Origin of the sequence: Imperialibacter sp. (genome assembly GCF_048007035.1) — a bacterium.
Lineage (GTDB): Bacteria > Bacteroidota > Bacteroidia > Cytophagales > Cyclobacteriaceae > Imperialibacter.
Genome location: NZ_CP180355.1, coordinates 4,524,160 through 4,549,195 on the forward strand (window position 1 = coordinate 4,524,160; position 25,036 = coordinate 4,549,195).

Genomic DNA, 25,036 nt, shown 5'->3' on the forward strand with positions numbered 1-25,036 from the left:
TGTCAATTCAAATTAATGATTTACATGCTTGAAGCATCGCCTTTTTTCAGCATCACGGCTTCTACGCCTTTCTGTTTAGCCTTTTCGTTCAGCTGAGGGATATCGCTGTTTTTGATTTGCTCCCACTTGCTAAGCTGCTCATTGATAGCCGATTCAAGTTCCGTTTTTACGGCGATCGTCTGATCGGTTGGCTTGTAGTCGCTGCTATTGGCTACCGAGCTCAGGTGACCAAGCTTGTTGTTCAGCCTGATGGGGTAGTTCAAAGGATCCTGACCGCTGCGATTTTTGGTCTGGTACAGTTCTTCTTCTACCGCTGTCATCTTCTTGTTGATCTCGTTGATCGACTCAACCAACTCTTTGTAAGCATCCTCTTTGCCCAGCCTTTCTTTCAGGTCATTCATTTGCACACGGGCAGAGCGAATGTCCTTAATTGTTTGGTGAGTCTCCGTCATTTTGGCGTTTACTCCCTGTATGAAGTCGAACTGAGCCTGGATGTCGGCCACAGTGCCTTCCGTACGTGGGTCCTTCAGGATAGTGAATTCCGTTTCGCTTGTCTTTCCATTGGCAGTAAGTCTGGCTTTGTAGGTGCCGGGCACTGCTTTTGGCCCACTCAAACGAGCCGCCCACATGATCAAGCCATCGAAACCTTCCGGAGCTGGATATTGCATATTCCAAACAAAGGTGTTGCCACCTTTCTTCACAGTCAGCTTTTCGCCACGCTCTTTCGATACAGTAGAGAACTTCTTGATCAGGTCGCCGTCGGCTTCCATTACTTCCAACGTTACCGTGTCCTTTTCGCCGGGTTCGTTCTTAAGTGAAAAGAAAAACTGTACGCCATTGTGGTGGTTTTTGCCAGCGCCTGAAGGAACACGCCATGCAAAGCCGCCCATGCGGTAGCTGTCTATTGGCTTAAACAGATGCACGTCGGCAGCTGCCACCGTGCTGTTAAGCTGATGCAAAGGTGTTAAATCGTCGATCAACCAGAAGCTTCTTCCCTGGGTTGCAGCAATCAGGTTATCGTTTTTGATGGTCAAGTCGGTGATTGGCACTGTAGGCAGGTTCAACTGAAATGTCGACCAACTGGCACCATCATCAAACGAGATGTACATGCCTGACTCCGTACCTGCATACAGCAAGCCTTTGCGCTTTGGATCGGCCCTCACCACTCGGGTGAAGTGTGAGGGGTTGATGCCGCTGGTGATTTGCTTCCAGGTTTTGCCGTAGTCTTCTGTTTTGAAGAGGTATGGTTTGAAATCACCTATTTTGTATTGTGTACCAGCCAGGTAGGCCCCACCTTTTGTAAAAGGGTCAGGGTCGATGCTGTTCCACATCACGTATTTAGGTGCCGTGGGAGGCGTTACATTTTCCCAGGTTTTTCCAGCGTCTTTGGTCACGTGCACCAGCCCGTCGTCAGAACCTGTCCAGATAAGATCCTTTTCGAAAGGCGACTCAACTGCTGCGAAGATAGTGGCGTAGTACTCCACCGCTGTATTGTCTTTGGTGATCGGGCCACCTGCAGGGCCTAACTTTTCTGGCTCAGCTCTGGTAAGGTCAGGGCTGATGGTTTCCCAACTCTGGCCTTCATTGTAGCTCACATGTACCTGGTTGGAGGTAGTGTAAAGCTTGTTACCGTTGTGGGGAGAAAAGAAGATCGGGAAGTTCCACTGGAAACGGAACCTCATGCCTTCAGCACCGTGCCCCATTGGGTTGTCGGGCCACACGTTGATGTTTCTCTCTTCAGCCGTGGCGTGATTAACCCTTGTGAGGTACCCGCCGTAGCTACCGCCGTACACAATGTCATTATTGTCAGGGTCAGGTGCAATGTGTGCACTTTCACCACCAGCAGTTTCTTCCCAATCGCTTTCTGTTATAGCGCCGCCGTCTACTCTGTGGCGAATTCTTACCGTTGAGTTGTCCTGCTGTGCACCATAGATACGATAAGGAAAACTGTTGTCGGTGACAACACGATAAAACTGTGAAGTTGGCTGGTTCATGTAGGTTGACCAGTTGGCTCCTGCGTCGAAGCTCACCTGTGCACCGCCATCATCCGCCACAGCGATTCTGTTGTGGTCGTCAGGCGCTATCCAAAGATCGTGATGGTCACCATGTGGTGTGTCGTATTCTTCGTACGTCTTTCCGCCGTCTTTCGACTTGTGAAAGTTCACGTTCATTACATAAACGATGTCTTCGTTTTCGGTGTCGGCATATATCTTGGTGTAATACCAGGCACGCTGACGAAGGCTACGGTCGCTGTTGATCAAACTCCATGAGTCTCCTCCGTCATCGGAACGGTACACGCCGCCTTTGTCATTTTCTATGATAGCAAACACTCTGTTGGAATTAACCGGCGACACAGATACACCGGCGATACCCCAGATGCCAGATGGCAAACCTTTGTTGGTCGAGATGTTTTTCCAGGTGTCACCGCCGTCAGTTGATTTCCAAAGGGCAGAACCCTCTCCACCGCTATCGAAGCCGTAAGGTGAGCGATTGAATCTCCATGTAGTGGCAAAAAGGACTCTCGGGTTCCCCGGATCCATGGAAATGTCCACGGCACCAGCATCTGCATTTGCAAAAAGCACTTTTTCCCAGCTTTTGCCACCGTCTTTAGAGCGGTAAACACCACGGTCTGCTGAAGATTTCCAAATATCGCCCAATACAGCGGCGTATACCAGATCCGGATTTTTTGGGTGTATTCTTATTCTCGGAATATGTAGTGCATTGGGTAGCCCCATGTCTGTCCAGGTTTTGCCGGCGTCTGTAGATTTCATGATGCCAAACTGGCCGTCAGAAACGTTACCCCTTACCGTACCTTCTCCGCCACCGACGTAGATCACGTTGTTGTCGTATTCGCTCACGGCTACTGCGCCAATGGAGCCTCCAAAGAAACCGTCGGAGATGTTCTCCCAGCGCTGTCCGCCGTCAGTTGTTTTCCAAACGCCACCGCCGGTTGCACCCATGTAAAAGAGATTGGGCTTATTAGGCACTCCTGTCACTGATGCGGCTCTGCCACCTCTGAAAGGCCCAATGGAGCGCCATTCTATTGCAGAATACAGTGATTCATCAAATTTGGTAGTTGCCGGAGCAGAGCTGCTTCCTCGTCGCTGGCTAAAAGCATCGGTGGTGCCCATCAGGACAACCAAAGCCAGCAAAAAACCCTGCCAGGGCATTTTTGGGTTGTAAGTCATTTTCATATACAGTTTTCGATTAATTAATGAACCTTAACAAGTAGTAATTGAGGTCAAATTACACCAAGTGCTATTCAATTAAAATACAGAAAGGAGCAGCGAAAATAATGAAGGATGAACGGTGGCGGGGTTATTTTCTACTCTTCCGGGTTATTGCTTTCTTAAACTATCGCCTTGTCTGTTTTCTTTGGCGAAGTTCTGGCAAACATCCACGCCATTACCACGCCAAGTACTACTCCTGAAAGAGAGGTTTCAAGAAGATGGGCCAGCCTCACAGGTTCGGGCATGATAGGGTTGGGTAGGAGCAGCTGACTGCAACCAACAATGCTAAGCAGAAGCGCAAGTACTATACCTTTTCCCACCCAATTGCCCTTGATAGATCGAAACACAAGAAGGCCAATGAGTGTCCAAAGTATACCTCTCAGCACCTGAAAAGAATACAGATGTGAAGCGATATTCTCTTTCATCATGAACAGGAAGGAGGCTTTTTCGCTGCTGCCTGAATAGTAAATGCGAACCTCTTCAAACTGCCAGGCTATGAAGTAGCCGGCCAGAAAGTAGATCAAAGGCCAGATGACTATTGCCATCAGTGCTGTCATTGTTAAGGTGTTGGAAAGAGGCATCATCTCACCTTTTGACGCTAGTTGTTCCTCTTTTTTGAAGTTTCCTGTTACCCATACCGCAAAAACGGAAAACAGCACGGAAGAGATGGCACCTCCTGCCACCAGTGCCCAAATGCTGTTCAGTTCCATCTTGAGGCTGTCGTTGAACCAAAGCGTTTCAATTTGAGACATAAAATACTGAATGCTGAAAAGCGCAACGGCAAGGGTAAGCACCAGGTGCCAGCCCCAGCGGTGCGTTCGGTGAATAAAGTACATAATAGCGGCCGTATTAAGGCCACAAATGAGTAGCATGATCGGCAGTCCATCATCTCCCGACCCGTTTGACACCTTCATCAGATCACTGGGAAAGAGGATATTGCCAATGATTAAACCTACGATCCAGAGCACAAGCATTAGCATTGATAAGGCTATCCAAATGGCAGTGGTTTTAATAGAGCTTTTCATGTATGGAAACTTAAATAGTGGGTAATACAACCAATTGACTGAAAGAAAATCATTCAAAGTTTTTTGTTATTTGTTTTAACACCGACAGACTCACGGCTACGTCTTTTGCCGGCAGGCGCTGCATGGTTTGAACATAGACCTTACCTGAAGTAGCTACCATTTCCGTCTGCGATTCTTTTCCTTTTTTTGTCAGGTAAATGAGGTTGTTCCGCTTGTCGAGCTGATCTGGTATTTTAACAATCAGGTTCCTGTTGATCATATTGTTAATAATCCGGGCAATGGTTGTCTTGTCTCTCCTCAACTCGTTGGCGATGTCCTGCTGATTGATGCCTTCCTTGTACCATAGCAGGGCCAGTATTGAAAACTGCTCAGGCGTAACATCGAACCCACCTTCCTCAAAAGCCATTGTGAGCCTCTTATGTAGCAGCTTCGCCACTTCACTGATCTGAAACAGTAAATTGTCTTCCAGAGAATTGGGTGCTTTCATATTAGTTGTATATGCATCTAATATAAAAGTATGAAAAAGAAGTTTCTCGATCAATTATTCTAATTCATTCATAAAAAGTTAAATTCCTCGCTAATAGTGAAAAAGATGAAAACTTATCAGCCATTAATAGCTATTGCCTGTATGTTCTTGCTCGGTTGTGGCGGCTCAAATAGGCAACCCACAGAAGCCAACCAAAAGGAGGAGTCGCTTGAATTCCCAGCCGAACTGATCGATTTCAGTGACTACCCTGACAATCCGATTTTTAGCGGCACTGGCCAGCCCACCTGGGATGAGCACATCAGGGAACGGGGTTATATACTGAAGGAGGATAGCGTCTATAAAATGTGGTATACAGGCTTTCAGACTGAGAATAAGACTTTGTCGCTTGGGTATGCCACTTCTGCCGACGGAATCAATTGGGATCGTTATCCTGGCAACCCAGTATTTGATGGGAGCTGGACAGAAGACATGATGGTGATAAAGGTGGACGGTGTGTACCAGATGTTTGCCGAGGGGCGGGGAGATATAGCCCATCGTCTTTCTTCGCCGGATGGTATTCGTTGGACAGATCATGGCTCGCTGGATATTCGGCAAATGAATGGAGAGCCACTTAGCGACGGTCCTTACGGCACGCCAACCGTTTGGCGTGAGAATGATTTGTGGCACCTATTTTACGAACGCAACGATTTGGGTATCTGGCTGGCTACTTCTAAAGACCTTCGGGTTTGGACCAATGTGCAGGACGAGCCCGTGATAGAAATGGGGCCTGAGGTATATGATAAGTATGGCTTAGCGGTCAATCAGATTGTCAAGTACAACGGAACGTATTATGCCTACTACCACGGCACAGCCTTTGAAGACTGGCACGAGTGGTCAACCAACGTGGCTGCATCTAAGGATATGGTGAACTGGACGAAGTATGCGGGCAATCCCATTATGGGGGAGAACCGATCCAGCGGTATACTAGTGCCGGATGGTTCAAAGTTTCGGTTGTATACCATGCACGATCAAGTCGACGTGTTTTTTCCTAAAGATTAAAGAGGTTAGTCTCTGCGCTTGCGCAGAGACTAACCTCTTTAATTTTAAAGCTCCATTGTCAAAATCGTCATGCACATTTTGATGCCCTGGCTGATGTTGCCGATGCGGATGTTCTCATTGGGGTTGTGCTGGTTGTTGTCCATGTTCACCATGGGCACAATAATGGCGGGGATACCCAGGGTGTTAATCGCCGGAATGATAGGCACGGTTCCGCCCATGGTGCGGATGCTCACCGGTGGGGTGCCAAATTCTTTTGTAATAGCTGCCCGGAGCTTTTGACCAATAGGTGCCTCCATGTCGGTTCTGAAGGCATTGACAAAGCCGTTGGTTTTGAAAGTTACTATTTTTTGGTGCGTGAGCCGTTCTTCGTCGGTCGGTGCCCGATCCAGCACGAGGAATCCTTGTTTCTCAATATGCTTTCTGATCTTATCAAGCTGCTCGCCGCCGTCAGTTTCTGCCACGAGGCGCACGTCGATGTAGGCCGTTACTTGTTCAGGAATAATGGTTTTTAGGCCAGGGCCTTTCCACGAGGTGTCGATGTGGCGGACGTTGAGAGACGGGTATTGCAGTGCTTCCTGATAATTATTTCCCACTTTTTCAGCTTTGTGTATGACCAATCCTTTTTGGATGTCTTCATTGTCGTCTGGCACCTGGCTGAGAAGGGCTGTCACAGCTGGGGTCATTTCTATGCCGTCGTAGTAGCCATCCACCAGCACTTTTCCGTTTTCGTCTTTCATGCTGGCGAGCAAATGCGACAAGGTGAAAATAGGGTTGGGTACATAGTTGCCATAGTGCCCGCTATGCTGTGGTAGTTTGGCACCATAAGTAGTGATGCTGCAAGTAGCATTGCCCCGGCAGCCAAAAGTGAGTGTAGGTTGATTAGTAGGATGAGCAGGCCCATCCATGATGATCATGTAGTCGGCGGCGTAGTCGGCCTTGTATTGGTCGAGGGTGGAAAGGAAGGCTTCGGAGCCGGCCTCTTCCTGTGGATCCAGAATGATTTTGATGTTGACCCCCAATTTGGTTTTGGCCTTGTCGAGCAGCTCAACAGCAGTCAGCATCATCATGATCGGCGCCTTGTCGTCGGCTGCGGCCCGGCCGAAGATGCGCCACTCGGGGTCAATGGCACCATCCAGGTTTTTCCAATCGATAGCCGACCAGTTGCCCTGACTATCCAACTGTTTCAAAACCGGCGTAAAAGGATTTTCCTGATCCCAGTTGGCGGCGTTGACGGGTTGCCCGTCGATGTGCAGGTAAAAGAGAATTGTCTTCGCTTTTTTGCTGACCGTTCGTTCTGCCAGCATGAGGGGCAGGGTGGAGGACTCCAGCATTTTCACTGTGAACTTCTGCTGCTCCAATTCTTTTCTCACCCAGTCATAGTTTTTCATGATGCCGTCACTGTCTGAGGCAACATTAGGCAGGCTAACGAACTCCCGGTGTTTTTTGAGGGTTGCAGGGAGCACTTCGGCAATGGCAGCGTCCAGGTTTTTTTGAGCGGCCAGCTGAAAGTTCGCTGCGATGAGCAGGCATGCGCAAAATGCAGAGATAGCTGGAAAGCGGGATTTAGTCATGGGTTAGAAAGGGTCGGTTTCGGAAATTGAGAATGTAAATTGGTGCTTTTTGTTCAAACACCCACCACTTTGATGGTCAACGGTTAACTATTGCTTTCAGGAAGAGACTACCTCAATGTTGTATCCGATAAAAAGCCCGCTGTCCAGCACCCCCCCAATGAGCTTGATCTCTTTTTCGAACCCCTCTCCAATATGGTTGAAGCGTACGTCCAAAATGAAATTTCCGTTTTCGGTGATGACGGGCCCGTCTTTACCGCCAGCCATCCTCAGCTGTATACTAACAGCCCCCAAGGTTAGCAGGCTGCTTTCAACGCTGCTTAGTGCAAATGGATTCACTTCCACTGGCACCGGAAATTTCTCACCAAGCTTTTTCACCAATTTGGAGGAATCTGCGAGAATGAAAGTTTTGGGCGAAGCGGCCATGATGAGCTTTTCCTTGAACATGGCCCCACCTCTTCCCTTGATGAGGTTATTGGCAGGGTCTACTTCGTCGGCTCCGTCGAAGCACCAGTCGGGCCGGGCGACGTTGAAAGAAACGGTAGGGATTCGCTGTTGAGCGCACTTGAGCTCTACCTCATGGGAGGTTGGGATAGCCTTGATCTGAAGGCCTTCGGTGGCCACTCGTTTTCCTATTTCGAGGATAGTGAGGAAGCTGCTGGAGCCGGAGCCAAAGCCTATGGTTTCGCCGTTTCTAGCTTTGGCAGCCACCATTGCCGCCAGGCTAAGCTTAGCCTCCCGGTTATTGATGTTGGCACCGAAGTTCAGATTGCTGATCAGTTTGCTGTTCCAGTCCATTCTCTCTTTTTTATGTGTCGTACCTACGGCACTTCCCATGCGCCAGAGGCCAGCTGTACCGATATGTCGTCCCGATGGGACTGGGCTTACCCGCATAGCTGGCATTACCGATATGCCGTCCCTATGGGACTGAACCGAGCGCTAGAGGCCACATTAGCGATATGTTGTCCCTACGGGACTGGACTGGTGCCTGAGCTCTCTGACCGATGTGCCGTCCCGATGGGATTTACTGCGACAACGGCAAATGCCATAGAAGAGCGCTTTCAAAACAACCCAGGCCTGGTACAGTTGATGGTGCCGCTACTTACTCTTCAAGGCCTTAGCAATAGCCGCCTCTGCCAGCGGTTCCATTACATTATACCCTGCTTTCGTAGGATGCACCCCATCTTTAGCCAGTTCTGTCGGCAGCCCGTCTCTGTCGTCGGCCATGGCTGAAAAATAGTCGACATACACGATCTTGTTTTTGTCAGCATAGGCTTTGATCATTTTGTTGAGGGCCACGATTTTGGGCGCTGGTTCCATCCCTGGCTTCCACGGGTAGTCATAGGCAGGAAGGGTGGAGGAGAGCACCACTTTGATGCCATTGGCTCTCGCCAGTTCGGCCATGGAGTAGATATTGTCTGCAATCATTTCCAGGGTGGAAGGGCCGGTGTTGCCAGCAATGTCGTTGGTGCCTGCGAGGATGATCACCACAGCGGGTTTCAAGTCAATGACATCGGCCCGGAAGCGAACGAGCATTTGAGGTGTGGTTTGGCCGCTGATGCCCCTGTTCACATAGGGCTTGCCTTCAAAAAACTCCGGGTTCACCTTGCTCCAGCCTTCGGTGATGGAGTTCCCCATGAACACAACCCTGTTTTCCCCTTTGGCCGGCGGTGCCAGGGCCGCATTTTGTTCACGGTATTTGGCAAAGTTGGGCCAATCCTGGGCAAACGCCTGGGAAGAAAACAGCATGATGATCGTGAGCAACAGGGCATTGTTTTTCATAATATTGGTTCAGGTAGTTTTAGTGATGTCTCAATCTAAGCATCATTTTCGTCCAATTCCATAAAATCGTTGACAGGCGCTCCAAAAACTTTTGACATTTTCAATGATACCACTGTAGAGGGCACGTATTTTCCTTTTTCAATAGAATTGATGGTCTGCCTCGATACGCCAATTGCCTGGGCCAGGTCTTCCTGCGTGAGGTCTTTCTTTGCTCTTTCCACCTTGATGCTATTCTTCATCTTTGGCTAATTGATATTTGAAGTAACCATAGGTGGCATTGGAATACAAAAGCAATAGTGTAACGACGGCCAGATTTCCCCCGACCTCAGGAAAATGATAGGGTTGCCCGGTCCAAATGGTAGACACCCATGTTATCAGCGGGAAAAGCAGCATGGCAGCGAAAGTAAAACGAATACCGTGCATCATGGCCTTGAACCTGAGCCCCAGAAACATCTCGTCCTCATTTTTTTCTTTTGAGAATAGCAGAAAAAACAGCCCGATACTGAGAGGAACATGGAGAAAAAACAGGCCCCAGCCAGCCCAAAATGCAGAAAAACGATCCATGGCGCCGGTCATCACAACGAGCGTAAAAATGAGCAGCACCAGGGGAATGCCTCCAATCAATAGTATCCAACCCCATTTTCTATAGGAGGGGGTTAATAAAAACGACTCAATTTGATCCAGATTTTTCATATCAAAGTAAAGTTAATAGAAATATGTAAACCTTATACGACCAAAAGTAAAGTTTGTTTTACATTTAGTAAAATTTTTATTTCTTTTTGTAAAGGCAGGTGATGGCTTGGCCTAGCGTATTTTGTTTGTTTTCTTAAATGCTGCCCAGTCGGCTGCCTGTTTGGCTACCACGTCAACATACTGCTTTACTGCTTTTGCTGTCGAAATTGTGGGCGTCATATCATTTTCCTGAAGGATTGACATCAACCGGCTGAGTCTTCTGTCGGTTCCCATCAGCTCCCGCTGCATTTGGCTTGCCGCAGCAGCCTGCGATTTGCTTTTTCCCTTGCCAGCTTCCAGATTTTTACTCACCTTTTCCATTTCATCGAGCAGAGCGAGACTCTTTTTCCTCGTTTCGTAGCAGGCCATCGAAAGGAAGAACTGCTTTTGCAAATCCACCTTAGAAGTTTTCACCCTGGGGTCCATTTTGATGGTAATTGACTGGCTGTATGATTTGCCGTCCACGGTTAGTTTCACGTTGTAAGTATCGGGCAGCACAAAAGGCCCGTCAGGTTCTGGCGCTGAGTTCTGATAGATAGCAGCGATGGAGAAACTGCCTGGTGTTTCGAGTTGGGTGTAGTGCATGTCCCATTCAAAACGGTTGAGCCCTGCCTTGCCGGAAAGGATTTTTTGTGGCCTTAGCCAATAGTGCGGAAAGTTGACCGGAGGCACCTCATAAGGTTTGTCGTTGCTGGTGTATTTTTTTATCAAAGTGCCATTCAGGTCAAAAATCTCCAACGATACTTCTGAAGCATTGGTTGGTAGATAATAATTGATGACAGCGCCGTCGGGTGGGTTTTGCCCTGCCGGTTCCTCTTGTGGCAACGGTGTGTCGGTATTCATGTTCCAGCGCACCCGGTAGGTGTCTTGGGGTTTGAACAGCACCGGCTGGGTTACAGCTGCAGTCGTCAACTGTCGCAGGGGAGTAATGTCGTCCAGTATCCAGAACGAGCGCCCGTGCGTGCCCACCACCACATCGTCGTCTTTGATCACAAGGTCACGAATGGAGGTGGCCGGCATGTTGAGGCGCAATGGCTGCCAGTAGGCACCGTCGTCGAACGACACATGCACCTGGGTTTCCGAGCCGGCATAGAGCAGTCCCTTTCTGACAGGATCCTCCCTTACTACATTGATGGGGTCGTTGGGCAAGCCTTTTACGATCTCTGTCCATGTTTTGCCACTGTCATGTGTTTTGAAAATATGCGGTTTCATGTCATCGTTGCGAATGCTGTTGATGGCGGCATAGGCGGTTTCCTTGTCGAAGTGACCGGCATCCATCAGCGACACCTTTTCCCATGAAGTGACCTGGGGTGGTGTAACGTCCGTCCAGCTTTTGCCACCGTCTTTGGTTACATGAATCAGTCCATCGTCGGTGCCTGCCCAAATCACCTCACCATCAATGTGTGACGGCGCCAGGGTGTAGATCACACCACGGCTGGGCATGGTTTTCATGCTTTCGTCGGTGTAAATGCCCACGCTCGCAGGAATGTCCCAGGTGGCCCTTGTAAGGTCGGGGCTAATGACGTCCCAGCTGTCGCCGCCGTTTTGGGTTTTGAACACTACGTTGGCGGCGGAGTACAGTGTTCGGGGGTCAGTGGGCGCAAACAGGATGGGCATGGTGCGGATGTAGCGATAGCCGCCATCACGCACAGGATCAGGCGATACGTTTTGCACCTGCCCGGTCTTTTTGTTGTATTTGCTTACCCTGCCGCCGTAAATGATGTTGGGATCAAGGGGATCGGCTGCCACATAGCCATATTCTTCTACGCCCACGGGATGCCATTCTCTGAAAGTGATCTGGCCATCGTTGCCACGGCTGGCAATGCCCACCGAACCACTTTCCTGCTGACCACCATAAACATTGTAGGGGAAGTCGTTGTCGGTGCTGACGTGGTAAAACTGTGCCGTAGGCTGGTTGTACCAACTGCTGAAAGTTTCTCCACCGTTTACCGTGATGATGGCTCCCTGATCGGCTGCAATCAAAATAATATCGGGGTTGGTAGGATTGATCCAGATCCGGTGGTAATCGTCGCCACCCGGGGCACCACGAAAAGCGGAAAAGGTTTTGCCGCCATCCACAGACTTCCATGTTACCACGTTAGCTGAATAGAGAATGTCGGGATTGGTGGGATCGACCTGGATTTCTGCAAAGTCATCGCCACGGCCCCAGGGCCTTGGGTCATGGTTGATAAGGTACCACGATTCGCCTGCATCGTCAGAGCGGAAAATACCGCCAACGTCTGGAGCGTTCACACTGGCGTAGAGCCTTTTGTTGTCACTCGGTGCTACCGAAATACCGATACGGCCCAGGCCCTGCTCATAGGTCGGCAAGCCCTTGGTCAACTTTTTCCAGGTATTGCCGCCGTCGGTTGACTTGTAAAGGCCGCTGTTGGGTCCCTGCCAGGCGGCGTTTTCCCATGGGCCCTGGCGAGCTTGCCACATCGAAGCATAAACAGTGTTTGGGTCTTGTGGATCAATCAACACCTGAATGGCTCCGGTGTTTTCATCCATATACAACACCCTGTCCCACGTAGTGCCGCCATCCAATGTGCGGTACACGCCACGCACCTCGTTGGGGCCGTAGGGGTGACCGAGCACTGCTGCAAACACCCTGTTTTCATTTTTCGGATCGATATCAATGCGCCCAATCTGTTGACCGTCTTCCAGACCGAGGTGCCTCCAGGTTTTGCCGCCATCGGTGGTTTTGTACATGCCGTTGCCGACAGAAAGGTCGGGGCGTTGCAAGCCCTCGCCAGAGGCTACGTAGAGCACATTGGGGTTGGAAGGCGAAACGGCAATGTCACCGACAGACCCAGTTGGCTGGTCATCGAAAATCGGTACCCAGGTGCGGCCGTAGTCCGTGGTTTTCCACACACCGCCGTTGTTTACACCGATGTAGAACACATTGGGTTGCTGGGGCACGCCCACAGCGCCTACGGTTCGCCCGCCCCTGTGAGGACCTATCATGCGCCACTTCATATCGCCGAATTTTTCCGGCTGATAAATTTGTGCGAACAGTTGAGTGTTCAGTAGACAAAATATGCCCAGCAAAAGGGCTAGTATTGGTTTCGGTTGGTTTGACATGGCAGATTCGTTTGGTGTCGGAATCTACCAAAAAAGTTGAAAGTGTAGCAGCCTTAGTTGTTAAATGGCTTAGATCGGTATATCTGAATCATATTCAACAGCGTGTAGGCGAGCACCGCCAACGGAATGAAGGGCGGCTTTATCTTCAGCGGCAGCACATCGGCAGGTACATTGGGAAGCAGGTGAACATAGCATGCCACTATCATCATAATGCTTAGTGAGCCATGACCCACTAGCAGCGATACCTTTTTTGAGGCAGCAGAAAATGACAGGAGCCAGGGAATGAGCAACAACAAGCCGGTGGCTATTTCACCGACGATACCCATGGGATAGGCAACAGAGGGCATTCCGGAAGTTTCTATTTGCGTGGCATACCATGTTTGAAAGGGATCGATAAACTTCAGCAAGCCAAAGGCAAGACTCATGGATCCGAGAAGGATGGAATTGGTTCTGATGGTTTTCATGCTAGTCGATATTGTTGTTCTTTTTAAACACTTTGGCCATCATCGCCCGTGAAAATGATGCAGGCACCACGGTGTTCATCAGTCTGTACTTCAGGCCAGGCAACACCGAAGGCCGGTTTTTCCTCAATGCCTCCAGTGCCTCACTCACACACTGCTGCACCGACAGCGGCTTCATGGGCAGGTTGTCTTTTGTGAAGCCAAGCAACGGCAGCACCGGTGTTTCTGTGGGGCTGGTCACCAGCACTGTGATGTGGATGCCACTGGCTTTCAGCTCCGTGTTAAGGGCTTTGGCGAGGGCCTGCACCATCGCCTTTGTGCCCGACTCATTGGCCATGTAGGGTAGTCCATCAATGGCGCCCATGGCTCCGGTGAGCAGGATGCCGCCTTTGCCTGCAGCCGCTATTTTCCGTCCAAAATGATGGGTCAAAGCGATGTGCGAAAGCGCATTCAGTTGAATGGTGGCCATAAGGTGATCAAGACCAAAGCTGAGGAATTTGCCCGGTTTGCCGGTGCCGGCGTTTGATATCAGCAAACCGATGTTTAGTCCATCCGTGCCTTCAATCACTTTTTCAACACCAGCCGCCGTGGAAAGATCAGCCTCAATTACTGTATAGCTGATTCGGTGTTTTTGTTTCAGCTCTTGCCCCAGGTTTTCCAGTAGCGGCTTTCGTCTCGCTACCAGGATCAGGTCAAATCCCCCGGCCGCCAGTTGTCTGGCAAACTCCTCTCCAATACCGGCGGAGGCTCCTGTTATCAGGGCCCATGGGCCGAACTTTTGTTTGTCTATCGTTGTCATTGTTACTGTGAATTGTCATGTTCACAGCAAAAGTCCGGACTCCGCACCTGTTTGCTTTGTACAAAAAAGTCAATGAGTTGACTATTCCGGTCGGGAGAGCTGTTTAGGTATTCGCCGAATTGCGGTAACCGGATGGGGATAACAGAAAGGCGGCTTTGAATGCCCTGGAAAAATGAGCAACGTCATTGAAACCGGTTTGGAACGCTATTTCGCTCACGCTTAAGGTACTTACGCCGAGCAACTCTTTTGCCCGTTCCAGTCGCTTGGTGCGGATGTAGTTGGCTGGGCTTTGATGGAAGCTGGCCCGAAATGATCGCTGGAAAGTGGATATACTCATGTTGGAAAGCCTGGCGAGGTCTTCCAGCGAAAGGTTAGAAAAAAGGTGATTGTTGACCACATCCCGGATGTTGACCTGTCGGGGGGTGAAAAGGTCGGAAAACAGCTGAAGCACCGAGCCGGCATTTTTAGTCTGTATCAGCAGCAGCACCAGCTCCTTTACTTTGAGTTCAAGCAGCTCATCGCTGACCAGGGAAGGGTTGTCGAAGTAGAAGTAAAGGTTTTCAATAAACTTCCCAATCAGCTGGTCAGGAATTACCTTTCTGAAAAACGAATTTGATTCCGAAGCCTTTACAAAAGACGGAATCTCATGCTTATAAACGCTCCGGAGGATATCTGGATAAAGGTGCACAACAAGAATCTCGTATGTGTTGGAAGCTCCATACTTAAGCAAATCAGCAAAGTGGCTGCCGCACTTCAGCAGCACGGAGTCTTCCGGCTCAACAGGTAGCTGACCAGAGGGAGAATTGATCCTCGCTTCACCAGCTGAAAAGTGGATAAAACAGGCTTCTTCGTGGAAGTCAACAGCAAATCGAAAAGGGGCCTTAATGACCACCTTTTCGATCAGACATTTGTTGCGATAGTCAAACTTTTCGTGACTGATGACCATCGTTATAGTTTAGCGAACTTCTTAGACACTTTCCGTGTGCTTTTTAAAGTTATCAAGAATAGCCTGCCAGCCACCCCGCTGCATTTCAATTGGGTTTTCTTTTTCAGGATCAAAGGTTTCTACCACCTTAGTTTTGTCGCCATTGGAAGTAAAAACAATACTTACCTTCCGGCCATCTTCCATGGTGTAGGCTATGCTTTCATGCGTTTTTACCTCGTCGTATATTCCGCCGAAGTCAAAGCTGAAGCTGCCGTCCTTGGCGGCCATGGTAGTTTTGAATTTGCCCCCGGTCTTTGGGTCGTTTTCGGCAAAGGGAGCGTGCCAGTCGTCGGAGGCATGGCACCATTGGGTGATGTGCTCCGGCTCGTTCCAGCAGGTCCAAACTTTTTCAATAGGAGCATTGACAACGGCTTCTATGGTGATAGGTGCAAGGGTTTTGTTATCGCTCATAACTTTTGTGTTTAAGTGAATGAATGATACAAATTTAGGTCATAGCTTCAAAGAAGAAGCTTGCTTAAACCGGCAAATTGGAGGGTGGATTGCGGCAGAAAGTATTCTTTTACTCTCCAACTGCGGCAAGTGCTGCCTGGATAAGTCTTTGGTGCAATCTAAACTCAATTTTTGAGGTGAGGATCTCTATTTCGGGCTTCAAGAGGGGTATTAGCCCGACAGTTTTTGCCTGAACAAGGATACCCAAAAGTCCAATTATATTAAGACCTTCTTTTTTTGCGATATCTCTTCCCTTTTTTTCATCAACCAGTAGGTAATCGGCCTTTTCTTCAAGGGCGAGCACGATGGATTCTACCTCGCCGAGGTCGAGTTCCAGCTTAAGCGATTGAAGTTTCTTGGGATCAAGCGGAAAACCTGGGGAGTAAAACTCAAAAGAACATTATTCTATTCAACGATTAGCAGGCAATAAAGAAGCAAAACTGGTTCAATGCGTCCCGCTTGGACCTTTTGCTTCTTTATGCTAACACAAAGTACCGATGCCAAAAATCAACTCCCCCCAGAAATTCAGATTGATCCGTTTCTTGTAGTCTTTTATTCCCTTTACATTGATCCAGGAGGTGTTTATGTCTTCAATAGGGTAGTTGTATTTTCTGAGCGTGGATAGTTCTGAGTAAACTGTAGGAGTGAGAAGAACGTTGTGAAAAAGGTTTTGGAGAAGGTGTAGTTTGTTAATAGCCAGCAGGCCAGTAATAACCGAACTATCACTTACTACTACCAAGTTTTTAGGAGTTGAAAGATTTGATAGTTTTCAAATCGTCAGAAAGATCATTCAAATCATAGTTGAGGTACTCGTTTCTGTGAGCGAGTTCTCTCTGAAAAGCGATTTTATCTAATGAAACAAGCTCACAAGCTTGGCCAATTGAGAGCTTACCGTGTTTGTACAGCGCAATAGCCAATTCCAGCTGCAGTTCCTCACTGCTTAGGCCTGTGTTGTCTAAGATAGTATTGTCGATCACCAGAGTCATCTACTTGCTTTTAGTAAAGATAGAAATTTATCACTTCACATGTCAGGTTTAAAACGACGAAGTAACGGTAAAGAGTTTCCTTTTTTGAAAATCAGTTATTTGCTGAGGCAAGTCACTCAATCACCACCATCTTCTTTTTGCCCTTTATTTTGAACTTTTCTCTGATGAAAAGGCGGCCGATCAATCCTGCGCCAATCAGTGAGCCGCTGATGATCATGGTGTTTTTGTCGAACCGGCCTGTGTTGATCACATCGAGGGCCAGGTAACCAGCCCCGGCAATCATGGTAAGCTTCACAAACTTGTAGCCGAAGGCAAACCAGGCCCTGGTTTTTTGATCAGTGTAAAGCACTTCGAAATCGTTGGGGTGCACCTCATAACCATCGAACAGCACCAGGCCATCCCTGAAGCCTTTGATTTGGTCGGTTACTTTGAAGTCGTTGTCTTTGATGCGAAAAGCAATGACTTCGCCAGCAAAATACTGAGCCTCACGAGTATTGCTTTTATGGAACAGCAGGTAAGGCTGCTGAGCCCGGAGTGGGAAGCACAGGAGAGTAACGAGGGAGAGCAGTAGCAGAGTTTTCGGCATAGTTGGCAATGTAGCAAGAGATATTTATTGAAATGGCATTTCGACTCACTTGCCACCACCCATCGAAAGGACATTATCCTCCGGCAGCAGCCTTGATGGTGTTTTACCGCTGACGCTGCGGGCACGATTCCCACCAGGGCTAATACTATTTTCAGGGTGGGTGGAAGTGCCGGTGAACATCAGGCAATGACCACCAACTTCATTTTTCCCTTGATTTTAAAGACCCTTCTGAAGATGACATGACTTAAAACGCCGGCAGCAATCAGAGAGCTGCCCAGGATGATCGTGCTTCTGTCGGTTTCATAATTGTTGAGTAAATCGAGCCCCAGATAGGCAGCGCCGGCAATAGAGCAGAGTCTCGATAGCTTGAACCGCAGGGCAAACCAGATAATGGTTTTGTCGTCCATATATAGGTGGGTGATGTCCTTTGGGTCAACTTCATAACCATCGAAGAGTATCAGTCCGTCTTTGAAGCCTTTGATCTGGTCAGTCACCTTGAAATCGTTGTCTTTGATGCGAAAGGCGATCACTTCTCCTGCGTAATACTTCGCTTCCCTTATCCTGCTTTTATGAAACAAAAGAAATGGCTGCTGGGCAAGGCATTCTGATGCAATGAAAAATATGAAAAGCAGAGCAAGCAGGTGTTTGACCATGGGCAAAGACAAGATATAAGAAGGGGAGCAAAAGCTCCCCCCGTGGCTTTAGATATTTCTGCGCTTCCTTCTTATCCGCACTATGATTACGATTATGAGGATAATCAGCACAAAGGGCCATAACTCCACCGTCCAAACCATAAAGCCCAGGAACTTAGCCCAGCCTACGCCAAAGCCACTTCCTACTTTATAGAAAAAGCCAAAGCCCTCGGAGTCGGTCTGGTAGAAGTTGATCCAAAGTGTGGCAAACTTCACCCTGTTTTGCAGGTAGTTCATGCGGCCCTGCATCGATTCAATGTCCGTTCTCACCTGGCCCAGCTGTGCTTCAATGGCCACCATGTCGGTGACCGTTTTGGCTTGCTTAAGCAAATCGATATAGCGGGTTTCCAGCTCTTTTTTGGTTTTGAGCCGGGTTTCCACGTCCACATACTCCTCCGTCACGTCGATGGCGTTCACATTTTTGCTGTCCACCTTGCCTGCGTAGGAAGAAATGGCTGCCATAAATACCTCAAACTTCTCGTCGGGAATACGAACGGCCACGCTTTGCTCTATCATGCCCTCGTTCTTGTACATGTTTTCGTTGAAAACATAGCCGCCGTAAGCTGTGACTGCTGAGTCAAGGAATGTGCGTGTTTTGCCCACGTTTTCAGTTTTGAAACGCATGTTGCCTTCTCTGATGAGTTTGCGCTCAATGGTGTTGGGAGCGTCGCCAGAGTGCATTTGGGGAGCCTCTTCGGTAGCAGCCATCTTGCGATCGGCGGCAGGAGCCATTTCGCTGCTGAAACCCATGGGTTCGCCGCCGGAGTTGTTGTTACCACATTGCGTGAATAAAAGCACCAGCGCCAGGCCGGTCAGTTTGATTGTGTTGTTCATCTTTATTTTGTGTTTGAGCAATCTCTGGCATTTTTCATGCCATGAGCCGTGCCTTTTATTTTTTTATTTCCTCTGGCGACACTTCTCTCTGCACAGTGTATCCCCAGAAACCGATATTGCCAGTGCCTTCTTCCTGGCCTGTGTTGTCGAACCACCAATCCATGTCATTTTCTACGTCTTGAGGGCCGCCGTCGAGAATTTCAATAGTGGAGCCAGCGAAGCCGCTAAATTCCGTTACCTTCCACGACCAAGTGATATTTCGGAGCAAGTCCTTGTTCAGGTAGGTTTCGGTGCCATCGGTTGCCGCCACTTTAGCCACAACCAGCCTGTCCAGCGCTTCGTTGTTTCTATCAGCAACGATGGCCCTTGCCTTTGCAATGTCTTCAGCGCTCGAAAGTGGCAGAATGTAGGAGTCGCCCTTTTCTGCACTAAACTCGGTGACCAGAAAGAAGACGGTGGTTTCGTTTTTGGGAATGTCGTCGTCGGTTACTCCGCAGCCAGCAAGTGCTAGTCCGCTTAGGAGTAAGATGAAAAAGTGCCTGATACTCATAATGAATTTAATGTTTGAGCGATAGGACACGGGGAAGCGGAAAGGAGTTGGGGCGGCGAGTGAAAATAGGTGATACGCTAGCTCAGAGAATCCTAAAAGATTAACATCCAGGCAATACTACAACCTTTGATCTATTCGAAAATATCGCCCACTGTCAGGTTGATTGCGGAAAGCATGCCGCATGGAACATGATCGTTGCCGGAAAGTCTGGCGGCAGACTGGTAGTGGCCATCGGCGCCGAGCAGGAAAATCTCTACAATGTTGTCGTTAGGAAAGACCAGCCAATACTCGTTGACCTTATGTTCCCTGTAAAGCTCGAATTTATCTTTGAGATCTCTTGATGCTGTGGATGGAGAAAGGATTTCAATAATTAAGTCAGGCGCTCCGATACATCCTTTTTCGTCAAGTTTTTCCTTGTCACATACAATGCAAACGTCGGGCTGCACAACAGTAAAAATCCTCTTATCCTCATCGTTCTTCTTATTGGGTAGCCGGACATCGAATGGCGCATGAAATACTTTACATTGCCGGTTTCTGAAGTGAGGCGCAATAAAGCTCATGAGATTGCTGCTTATCAACTGATGTCGCATAAGAGGTGCAGGCGACATCTTGAAGATTTTCCCTTTGATGATTTCGACCCTTTCCTCAAAGGCCCAACGGAGGTAGTCGGCATAGGAATAGGAGACTTCTGGATCCAGGAGGGTGAAGTCTTCGATGCGCTCTTCGGGGAATTGATACTCTTTGGCCATGGTTAAAAATATGGAAAAAATATGAGTTTTTCTGTTTGTAGAAAGGGGTGACAGAGTAATCTGCTTGTTAGGATGGTACTCCGAAACTGACAGATTGCTTCAGTCGCTTGGTGTTAATTGCCATAGATTTGGCATAATTCGGCTCCATCGCAATGACGGTCAGGTGGTGGTGGCTTCGAATTTGAAAGCGCTAAGCCCAACTCTACCGTCATTGCGAAGCTACCTCACTGCATGTCTATTATGTGCGAAATCTCTGGGGTAGCTGCGGCAATCTGTTGACTACGGAGCCGTATCCTAATTGACAGATTGCCACGTTACGCTACTATTTCACAAACAATCAGCATTGGGGATCTTTCTGCCAATGACGTGTTACTGAGTCTTTTAAAGAATGTGGATTTCGACGGAGCTCAATCTGACACATTCTTTTAACTTTTCGAATCACGTCATCTCAATTTTTGCGATGCCATAATTGTTGCCTCTCAATGTGACATTTATAATAAAAACACCTTTTGAAATATCTCCAGATGTCCTACCCCTTCCTTTCAGGACGCTTTCTTGGCTCGTCTACTTTTAGTTTGGTGGTGGAAGTTTCTCCTCCCTGGCTAATGGTAACTGTGTAGGTGCCGGGTACGAGGTAGGTTTTGCCATTGTCGGCCTTTTTCACCGCCTTGGCTTTTTCTTCTCCCAGCTCTGCTTTCAGCGCTTCAACTTGTGCATCGGTCACTGTCAGGTCATAGGCATAGTAATTGAGCCCTTTGTCTGCTTTTACAGTGGCCTCGAATACTTTGGCGCCCTTGTCTGAGGTGAGGATGAGTGCTACAACACCCCCTGTTTTCGCATAGAAGGGCAATGTTTGGCTCGGCTCATTCACGGGTCTCCATTGGCTGAAGCCTGGCATGCCCCAGCGTTCGCTGTGGGTTACCTTGTCGGTGTCGAACAAGTGCAATGCTTTGGCCAGCACGTCGCCAGTCAGCATTTGCAGGTGGGCCACATTACCGATGTAAATGGAACGTCCATGCGTGCCTACGATCAGGTCTTTTTCCCTTGGGTGTATGGCCAGGTCGTGCACGGCTACGTTGGGCAGGCCACCATCAAAGGCCATGAAGCTGGCACCTCCGTCTACCGTCACATACAGGCCGTGGTCGGTGCCTACGTACAGCACATTTTCATTTTCAGGATCTTCTCTGATGATGTTTACAGACTCTTTGGGCAGATTGGAGCCCATTTTCTTCCAGGTGGCACCATAGTCTTCCGACACATAAACCAGCGCATCAAAGTTGTCCCAGCGGTAGCCGTTGAGCGAGGCATACACCCGGCTTTCTTTGTGTTTGGAAGGCTCCACATTGCTCACCCAGTAGTTCTGTGGCAGCCCGTTCATAATCTTTGTCCAGCTGTAGCCGCCGTCTTTGCTTACGTGGATCAGCCCGTCGTCGCTGCCGGTGTAGAGCAGCCCGAAGCGGGTGGGGGACTCAGCAATCACTGTCAAGGTGCCGTAGCTTACATTGCCTTTTTTGCCGCCGTTGGTCAGGTCGCCGGAAAGGGTTTCGAAGTTTTCGCCCTGGTCCATGCTGCGGTGGAAGCGGTTGGAGCCCATGTAGAGCACGTCCTGATTGTGGCGGCTGAGGAAGATGGGTGTTTCCCAGTTCCAACGGTAGGGCCGCTCGCCCAGCTCATGCGATGGCGTGATGCGCTTGCGGTCACCGGTTTGTGAGTTGCCCCTCACGTAGTTGCCGAATTGCAGGCCTGTGTAGTAAGTCAGGTTGTCTCTGAAGTCGACTTGCACCTGCATGCCGTCGCCGCCAAAAATGGACTTGTAGGGATACTGGCCTTCTGCCTGCCACCCGTTGCTGTATTCGTAGGTGCTCGGCCCCATCCACACGCCGTTGTCCTGTAGGCCGCCGTAAACATTGTAGGGACTGGCCATGTCGTAGCTCACCGAGTAGAACTGCCCCAGCGGAATGGGGTTGCACTTGTTCCAGGTTTTGCCATCGTCGTACGAAATGTTGATGCCGCCGTCGTTGCCAAGAATCAAATGGCCAGAGCGGTTGGGGTTGACCCACAGGGCATGGTGGTCACTGTGTACGTTGTCGTTGTCGATGGACTCCCAGGTTTTGCCGCCATCGAGTGAACGCACGATGGGCACGCCCATGGTGTAAATATGGTCGGGGTCCCGGGCATCGATGCGCACCTGCCCAAAGTAGTAACCGTAGCTGTACACCAGGTCTTCGATGTAACCTGCGTGTGTTTTGAACCATGTTTTTCCACCGTCGTTAGAGCGGTACATTTCCCCGCCTTTCACTTCGGTGTCAAACAAAAGCGAGTTGGCATCTTCGGTGTATTCCACCAAGTCGAGCGGCTTTACTTTGCCAGCTTCCACGTCTTTTTTAATATCGGGTGCATTGTATTTCTGAGGAAATCGGTTGGCATCCAGGTAGGCATTAATGTCCTTGTTGTCGAGTGCCAGAAAGTCAGCTTTCGAAATTGCCCTCAGCAGGTCTTTTGTCACTTTTTCTTCCTCGTCTTTCTTTTGTTTTTTATCCCGGAAGTCCTGGTTGTCGAGCATGGCGTACACAATTGACGGATTGGACACCGACACCTCCAGGCCTATGCGCCCCACACCTTTGGTAGCAGGGAAGCCGCTGCCTTCGGTATTGATTTTCGTCCAGTTGCTGCCACCATCGGTGCTTTTGTAGAGACCGGAGCCTTCACCAGCGCCGTCGAAGTTCCATGCCTTGCGGTCTTTTTGCCAGAGGGCGGCGTAAAGGATGTCGGCGTTGGAGGGGTCTTTTGCCAGCTCAATAGCGCCCGACTTGTCGTTGCTGAACAATGTCTTTGTGTAGGTTTTTCCGCCGTCGGTGGTTTTGTAAACGCCTCTTTCGGCATTGTCGGAATAAAGGTGACCAAGGGCTGCCACCCAGAAGGTGTTGGGGTTAGTGGGGTGCAGAATGATTCGGCCAATGTGATGGCTTTCTTCGAGGCCCAGGTGAATCCAGGTTTTGCCATTGTCGGTGCTTTTGAATATGCCATAACCAGAATAAGAAGAACGGCTGGAGTTGTTTTCGCCCGAGCCAATATAAATGGTGCCGCTGTTCCAATCGACAGCTATGTCGCCTATCGACATCACAATCTCATTTTGGAACATAGGTGTGAAGCTGATGCCATTGTTTTTTGTTTCCCATAAGCCACCCGAGGCATAGGCCACATAAAAATGGGTAGGGTCAGAGGGGTCTACTTCTATGTCATCCACCCGGCCGCTCATTACTGTGGGGCCCACATTGCGGAAGGGAATGTTTTTCACCAGCGAGTTTTGCTGAAGTGTCAGCCTTTGTTGGTAGCCCTGCCAGCGCTCTGTGGCGGTTGTTGCTTTGGGTGCTATTTCGGCGGGAGTAGCCTTTTTTCGCTGCGCCCATGCTGGCAAGGCCAGGAAAAGGGTTAGCGATAAAGCGATCAGTAGTTGTCTGTTGTTCATTTGAATCCTCTTTTTTTGCACTATTTAGCTAAAAGTAGGCAAAGGTGAAATGGGAATAGTGGTAAGTGGGGTGATGATCAGGGCAAACGCATTTAAAACAAATTAGATAAATTATTTTCAAAGCTGTTTTTCTACCCCGTTCCACGTCGGCGACCCTTAAGGGTGAGCCTGACCGGCCGTAACAGCTTTGAAATTCTTCTTTCCCTTTAGGGCTAGGGTAAAAAAGAAGAATTTCAAAGTTAAATAGTTTTAAATGCTTTTGCCCTCGGGTGATGATGAATGTGGATTGATATGCAAATTGACTATCTTTCATTAGTTATCTACTACGGAAATGCTGAAAAAAGCTATTTAACCCATACACTTACGCAAACTACCCCATTATGAAAACGATGACCTGCCGACAGTTGGGAGGTGCCTGCGACAAAGCCTTCCATGCTGCCACGTTCGACGAAATAGCTCAGCTAAGCAAGGCCCACGGCACTGAAATGTTTAAAAAGGGAGATGCGGCCCACCTCGAAGCCATGCAGGCCATGGGCGAGCTCATGAAATCGCCGGAGAAAATGAAAGCCTGGTTTGAGGCGAAGAAAAAGGAGTTTAAAGCACTTCCTGATCATTTGTAAAACTGCATGGCGGCTGTTGCTTCTCGTTTCTTGATGCTAATCAAGTGCGCAAATGGGTGGTAGTGTATAAATTGCCTGAAAAAATACATGCTCACTTCCGTTGTTCCCAAGCTTCCTTTTATCAATAAGCAGCAAACTGTTGATTTCTATGTCAATCAGCTCGGTTTTACCCTGCGGTCCGACTATGGTGACTACCTGATCATGGACAAGGACGGGGTGGAGTTGCATTTTTTTTCGTTTCCCACTATCGTGCCTGCCAAGTCCGACTTTATGATTTATGTGCGGGTGGCTAGCGATATTGAAAGTCTTTTTGAACAATGCAGACAAGGCAGCCCTGCCGTAAGAATAATCACCCGTTTGGAGTCAAAGCCCTGGGGGCAGAAGGAGTTTTCGATAGGCGATCCGAATGGCACTTGCCTCACGTTTGGGGAGGCTTATCGTTAGATGTCAAGGCTAGCTTTTTTCCCATGTAGTCCTGCCAGGTAACGAGCAGGTATTTTTCTTTGCTGTTGTGAACGACAGACATAAATCCAAAATCGTAGCAAAAGAGGTAGACATCGCCGTTGCTGTTTTTCCAGTAGTGGGTAAAAAAGTGGGGATTGAAACCTTCGTTGTGAAGTATCTCCCGCCGGATGGTGCTGTGGCCACTAAGGTTGTATTTTTTCAGAATCTTGCGATTGGTTTTTAGTTGTTTGTCGACCTGAAGGAAAAACTGTTCGCTTTCCAGTTTTTTTTCATACTGGTCGACCGACTTGCACTGGACTGAGCAAAATATTTTATCGACCCGACCTTTTACCACACCACCACAAACAGGACAAGTTCTCATATCAGTATATTATACGAATATTATACGACTAATATACGTATAATATACTGATAAGTATCTTTTCTCTCTCGTTATTGCTACCC

At 48.9% G+C, this 25,036-nt stretch carries 26 protein-coding genes; 3 read left to right on the forward strand and 23 right to left on the reverse strand.

Features of this window, described 5'->3' with window-relative positions; all coding sequences use genetic code 11:
* Positions 1 to 20: 20 nt before the first annotated feature.
* From ACMVP2_RS19575 to ACMVP2_RS19585, 3 genes are all read right to left on the reverse strand, one after another.
* A complete protein-coding gene (locus ACMVP2_RS19575; protein ID WP_416864738.1) occupies positions 21 to 3,194 on the reverse strand; it encodes a WD40/YVTN/BNR-like repeat-containing protein in 3,174 nt (1,057 codons plus the stop codon).
* A gap of 155 nt (positions 3,195 to 3,349) precedes the next feature.
* Positions 3,350 to 4,255, reverse strand: a complete 906-nt coding sequence (locus tag ACMVP2_RS19580) for a hypothetical protein (protein WP_416864739.1) — start codon at positions 4,253 to 4,255, stop codon at positions 3,350 to 3,352.
* A 49-nt stretch (positions 4,256 to 4,304) separates the two neighbouring features.
* Complete coding sequence (locus ACMVP2_RS19585) at positions 4,305 to 4,742, reverse strand: MarR family winged helix-turn-helix transcriptional regulator (RefSeq protein ID WP_416864740.1); 438 nt, start codon at positions 4,740 to 4,742, stop codon at positions 4,305 to 4,307.
* Positions 4,743 to 4,847: 105 nt separating this feature from the next.
* Here ACMVP2_RS19585 and ACMVP2_RS19590 point away from each other — a divergent pair, with 105 nt between their 5' ends.
* Complete coding sequence (locus ACMVP2_RS19590; protein ID WP_416864741.1) at positions 4,848 to 5,780, forward strand: glycosylase; 933 nt, start codon at positions 4,848 to 4,850, stop codon at positions 5,778 to 5,780.
* 44 nt (positions 5,781 to 5,824) lie between these two features.
* Here the strand turns inward: ACMVP2_RS19590 and ACMVP2_RS19595 are convergent, their stop codons facing one another.
* The 19 genes from ACMVP2_RS19595 to ACMVP2_RS19685 form a co-directional block, all read right to left on the reverse strand.
* A complete protein-coding gene (locus ACMVP2_RS19595) occupies positions 5,825 to 7,351 on the reverse strand; it encodes a M20/M25/M40 family metallo-hydrolase (RefSeq protein WP_416864742.1) in 1,527 nt (508 codons plus the stop codon).
* A 96-nt stretch (positions 7,352 to 7,447) separates the two neighbouring features.
* On the reverse strand, positions 7,448 to 8,242 hold the full coding sequence (rpiA, locus tag ACMVP2_RS19600; RefSeq protein WP_416864743.1) for a ribose 5-phosphate isomerase A: 795 nt from the start codon (positions 8,240 to 8,242) through the stop codon (positions 7,448 to 7,450).
* Positions 8,243 to 8,446: 204 nt separating this feature from the next.
* On the reverse strand, positions 8,447 to 9,130 hold the full coding sequence (locus ACMVP2_RS19605) for an SGNH/GDSL hydrolase family protein (RefSeq protein WP_416864744.1): 684 nt from the start codon (positions 9,128 to 9,130) through the stop codon (positions 8,447 to 8,449).
* Between the two features lie 35 nt (positions 9,131 to 9,165).
* Entirely contained in the window at positions 9,166 to 9,369 is a 204-nt protein-coding gene (locus ACMVP2_RS19610) for a helix-turn-helix transcriptional regulator (protein ID WP_339793359.1), read from the reverse strand.
* On the reverse strand, positions 9,359 to 9,823 hold the full coding sequence (locus ACMVP2_RS19615; RefSeq protein WP_339793360.1) for a hypothetical protein: 465 nt from the start codon (positions 9,821 to 9,823) through the stop codon (positions 9,359 to 9,361). Before ACMVP2_RS19615 ends, ACMVP2_RS19610 begins: the two co-directional genes overlap by 11 nt.
* Positions 9,824 to 9,934: 111 nt before the next feature.
* On the reverse strand, positions 9,935 to 12,841 hold the full coding sequence (locus ACMVP2_RS19620) for a WD40/YVTN/BNR-like repeat-containing protein (RefSeq protein WP_416864745.1): 2,907 nt from the start codon (positions 12,839 to 12,841) through the stop codon (positions 9,935 to 9,937).
* Between the two features lie 158 nt (positions 12,842 to 12,999).
* Positions 13,000 to 13,410, reverse strand: a complete 411-nt coding sequence (locus ACMVP2_RS19625; RefSeq protein WP_416864746.1) for a hypothetical protein — start codon at positions 13,408 to 13,410, stop codon at positions 13,000 to 13,002.
* A 1-nt stretch (position 13,411) separates the two neighbouring features.
* On the reverse strand, positions 13,412 to 14,206 hold the full coding sequence (locus ACMVP2_RS19630; RefSeq protein ID WP_416864747.1) for an SDR family NAD(P)-dependent oxidoreductase: 795 nt from the start codon (positions 14,204 to 14,206) through the stop codon (positions 13,412 to 13,414).
* Between the two features lie 103 nt (positions 14,207 to 14,309).
* Positions 14,310 to 15,152, reverse strand: a complete 843-nt coding sequence (locus ACMVP2_RS19635; protein ID WP_416864748.1) for a helix-turn-helix domain-containing protein — start codon at positions 15,150 to 15,152, stop codon at positions 14,310 to 14,312.
* A 21-nt stretch (positions 15,153 to 15,173) separates the two neighbouring features.
* On the reverse strand, positions 15,174 to 15,602 hold the full coding sequence (locus tag ACMVP2_RS19640) for an SRPBCC family protein (RefSeq protein ID WP_416864749.1): 429 nt from the start codon (positions 15,600 to 15,602) through the stop codon (positions 15,174 to 15,176).
* A gap of 109 nt (positions 15,603 to 15,711) precedes the next feature.
* Positions 15,712 to 15,945, reverse strand: coding sequence for a DUF3368 domain-containing protein (locus tag ACMVP2_RS19645; protein WP_416864750.1), 234 nt, complete (start codon positions 15,943 to 15,945; stop codon positions 15,712 to 15,714).
* A gap of 177 nt (positions 15,946 to 16,122) precedes the next feature.
* Positions 16,123 to 16,380 carry a hypothetical protein gene (locus ACMVP2_RS19650; RefSeq protein WP_416864751.1) on the reverse strand — a complete coding sequence of 86 codons (258 nt, stop codon included), beginning with the start codon at positions 16,378 to 16,380 and terminating at the stop codon, positions 16,123 to 16,125.
* A gap of 4 nt (positions 16,381 to 16,384) precedes the next feature.
* Positions 16,385 to 16,627, reverse strand: a complete 243-nt coding sequence (locus ACMVP2_RS19655) for a UPF0175 family protein (protein WP_416864752.1) — start codon at positions 16,625 to 16,627, stop codon at positions 16,385 to 16,387.
* Positions 16,628 to 16,739: 112 nt separating this feature from the next.
* Positions 16,740 to 17,213 (reverse strand): hypothetical protein, encoded by a 474-nt coding sequence (locus ACMVP2_RS19660; protein ID WP_317490607.1) that lies wholly within the window; start codon positions 17,211 to 17,213, stop codon positions 16,740 to 16,742.
* Positions 17,214 to 17,392: 179 nt separating this feature from the next.
* A complete protein-coding gene (locus ACMVP2_RS19665) occupies positions 17,393 to 17,866 on the reverse strand; it encodes a hypothetical protein (protein ID WP_416864753.1) in 474 nt (157 codons plus the stop codon).
* Between the two features lie 48 nt (positions 17,867 to 17,914).
* Entirely contained in the window at positions 17,915 to 18,739 is an 825-nt protein-coding gene (locus tag ACMVP2_RS19670) for a DUF4349 domain-containing protein (RefSeq protein ID WP_416864754.1), read from the reverse strand.
* Between the two features lie 55 nt (positions 18,740 to 18,794).
* Entirely contained in the window at positions 18,795 to 19,289 is a 495-nt protein-coding gene (locus ACMVP2_RS19675) for a hypothetical protein (protein WP_416864755.1), read from the reverse strand.
* A gap of 131 nt (positions 19,290 to 19,420) precedes the next feature.
* On the reverse strand, positions 19,421 to 20,038 hold the full coding sequence (locus ACMVP2_RS19680; RefSeq protein WP_416864756.1) for a Uma2 family endonuclease: 618 nt from the start codon (positions 20,036 to 20,038) through the stop codon (positions 19,421 to 19,423).
* A 529-nt stretch (positions 20,039 to 20,567) separates the two neighbouring features.
* Positions 20,568 to 23,507 (reverse strand): WD40/YVTN/BNR-like repeat-containing protein, encoded by a 2,940-nt coding sequence (locus ACMVP2_RS19685; protein WP_416864757.1) that lies wholly within the window; start codon positions 23,505 to 23,507, stop codon positions 20,568 to 20,570.
* Between the two features lie 380 nt (positions 23,508 to 23,887).
* Between ACMVP2_RS19685 and ACMVP2_RS19690 the strand changes: the two genes are divergently transcribed.
* Both ACMVP2_RS19690 and ACMVP2_RS19695 read left to right on the forward strand, forming a co-directional pair.
* On the forward strand, positions 23,888 to 24,127 hold the full coding sequence (locus ACMVP2_RS19690) for a DUF1059 domain-containing protein (protein WP_339793373.1): 240 nt from the start codon (positions 23,888 to 23,890) through the stop codon (positions 24,125 to 24,127).
* Positions 24,128 to 24,214: 87 nt separating this feature from the next.
* On the forward strand, positions 24,215 to 24,571 hold the full coding sequence (locus ACMVP2_RS19695) for a bleomycin resistance protein (RefSeq protein WP_416864758.1): 357 nt from the start codon (positions 24,215 to 24,217) through the stop codon (positions 24,569 to 24,571).
* Here the strand turns inward: ACMVP2_RS19695 and ACMVP2_RS19700 are convergent.
* Complete coding sequence (locus ACMVP2_RS19700) at positions 24,546 to 24,953, reverse strand: hypothetical protein (RefSeq protein ID WP_416864759.1); 408 nt, start codon at positions 24,951 to 24,953, stop codon at positions 24,546 to 24,548. The genes ACMVP2_RS19695 and ACMVP2_RS19700 overlap by 26 nt on opposite strands.
* Positions 24,954 to 25,036 lie beyond the last annotated feature (83 nt).

Coding starts and splice junctions, on each gene's coding strand:
- ACMVP2_RS19625 (WP_416864746.1), bottom strand. CDS start 13,410: ATGAAAACCATCAGAACCAATTCCATCCTTCTCGGATCCATGAGTCTT.
- ACMVP2_RS19695 (WP_416864758.1), top strand. CDS start 24,215: ATGCTCACTTCCGTTGTTCCCAAGCTTCCTTTTATCAATAAGCAGCAA.
- ACMVP2_RS19680 (WP_416864756.1), bottom strand. CDS start 20,038: ATGGCCAAAGAGTATCAATTCCCCGAAGAGCGCATCGAAGACTTCACC.
- ACMVP2_RS19580 (WP_416864739.1), bottom strand. CDS start 4,255: ATGAAAAGCTCTATTAAAACCACTGCCATTTGGATAGCCTTATCAATG.
- ACMVP2_RS19675 (WP_416864755.1), bottom strand. CDS start 19,289: ATGAGTATCAGGCACTTTTTCATCTTACTCCTAAGCGGACTAGCACTT.
- ACMVP2_RS19665 (WP_416864753.1), bottom strand. CDS start 17,866: ATGGTCAAACACCTGCTTGCTCTGCTTTTCATATTTTTCATTGCATCA.
- ACMVP2_RS19605 (WP_416864744.1), bottom strand. CDS start 9,130: ATGAAAAACAATGCCCTGTTGCTCACGATCATCATGCTGTTTTCTTCC.
- ACMVP2_RS19575 (WP_416864738.1), bottom strand. CDS start 3,194: ATGAAAATGACTTACAACCCAAAAATGCCCTGGCAGGGTTTTTTGCTG.
- ACMVP2_RS19615 (WP_339793360.1), bottom strand. CDS start 9,823: ATGAAAAATCTGGATCAAATTGAGTCGTTTTTATTAACCCCCTCCTAT.
- ACMVP2_RS19585 (WP_416864740.1), bottom strand. CDS start 4,742: ATGAAAGCACCCAATTCTCTGGAAGACAATTTACTGTTTCAGATCAGT.
- ACMVP2_RS19630 (WP_416864747.1), bottom strand. CDS start 14,206: ATGACAACGATAGACAAACAAAAGTTCGGCCCATGGGCCCTGATAACA.
- ACMVP2_RS19690 (WP_339793373.1), top strand. CDS start 23,888: ATGAAAACGATGACCTGCCGACAGTTGGGAGGTGCCTGCGACAAAGCC.
- ACMVP2_RS19670 (WP_416864754.1), bottom strand. CDS start 18,739: ATGAACAACACAATCAAACTGACCGGCCTGGCGCTGGTGCTTTTATTC.
- rpiA (WP_416864743.1), bottom strand. CDS start 8,242: ATGCGGGTAAGCCCAGTCCCATCGGGACGACATATCGGTACAGCTGGC.
- ACMVP2_RS19640 (WP_416864749.1), bottom strand. CDS start 15,602: ATGAGCGATAACAAAACCCTTGCACCTATCACCATAGAAGCCGTTGTC.
- ACMVP2_RS19700 (WP_416864759.1), bottom strand. CDS start 24,953: ATGAGAACTTGTCCTGTTTGTGGTGGTGTGGTAAAAGGTCGGGTCGAT.
- ACMVP2_RS19590 (WP_416864741.1), top strand. CDS start 4,848: ATGAAAACTTATCAGCCATTAATAGCTATTGCCTGTATGTTCTTGCTC.
- ACMVP2_RS19620 (WP_416864745.1), bottom strand. CDS start 12,841: ATGAAGTGGCGCATGATAGGTCCTCACAGGGGCGGGCGAACCGTAGGC.
- ACMVP2_RS19635 (WP_416864748.1), bottom strand. CDS start 15,152: ATGGTCATCAGTCACGAAAAGTTTGACTATCGCAACAAATGTCTGATC.
- ACMVP2_RS19595 (WP_416864742.1), bottom strand. CDS start 7,351: ATGACTAAATCCCGCTTTCCAGCTATCTCTGCATTTTGCGCATGCCTG.
- ACMVP2_RS19655 (WP_416864752.1), bottom strand. CDS start 16,627: ATGACTCTGGTGATCGACAATACTATCTTAGACAACACAGGCCTAAGC.
- ACMVP2_RS19685 (WP_416864757.1), bottom strand. CDS start 23,507: ATGAACAACAGACAACTACTGATCGCTTTATCGCTAACCCTTTTCCTG.
- ACMVP2_RS19610 (WP_339793359.1), bottom strand. CDS start 9,369: ATGAAGAATAGCATCAAGGTGGAAAGAGCAAAGAAAGACCTCACGCAG.
- ACMVP2_RS19660 (WP_317490607.1), bottom strand. CDS start 17,213: ATGCCGAAAACTCTGCTACTGCTCTCCCTCGTTACTCTCCTGTGCTTC.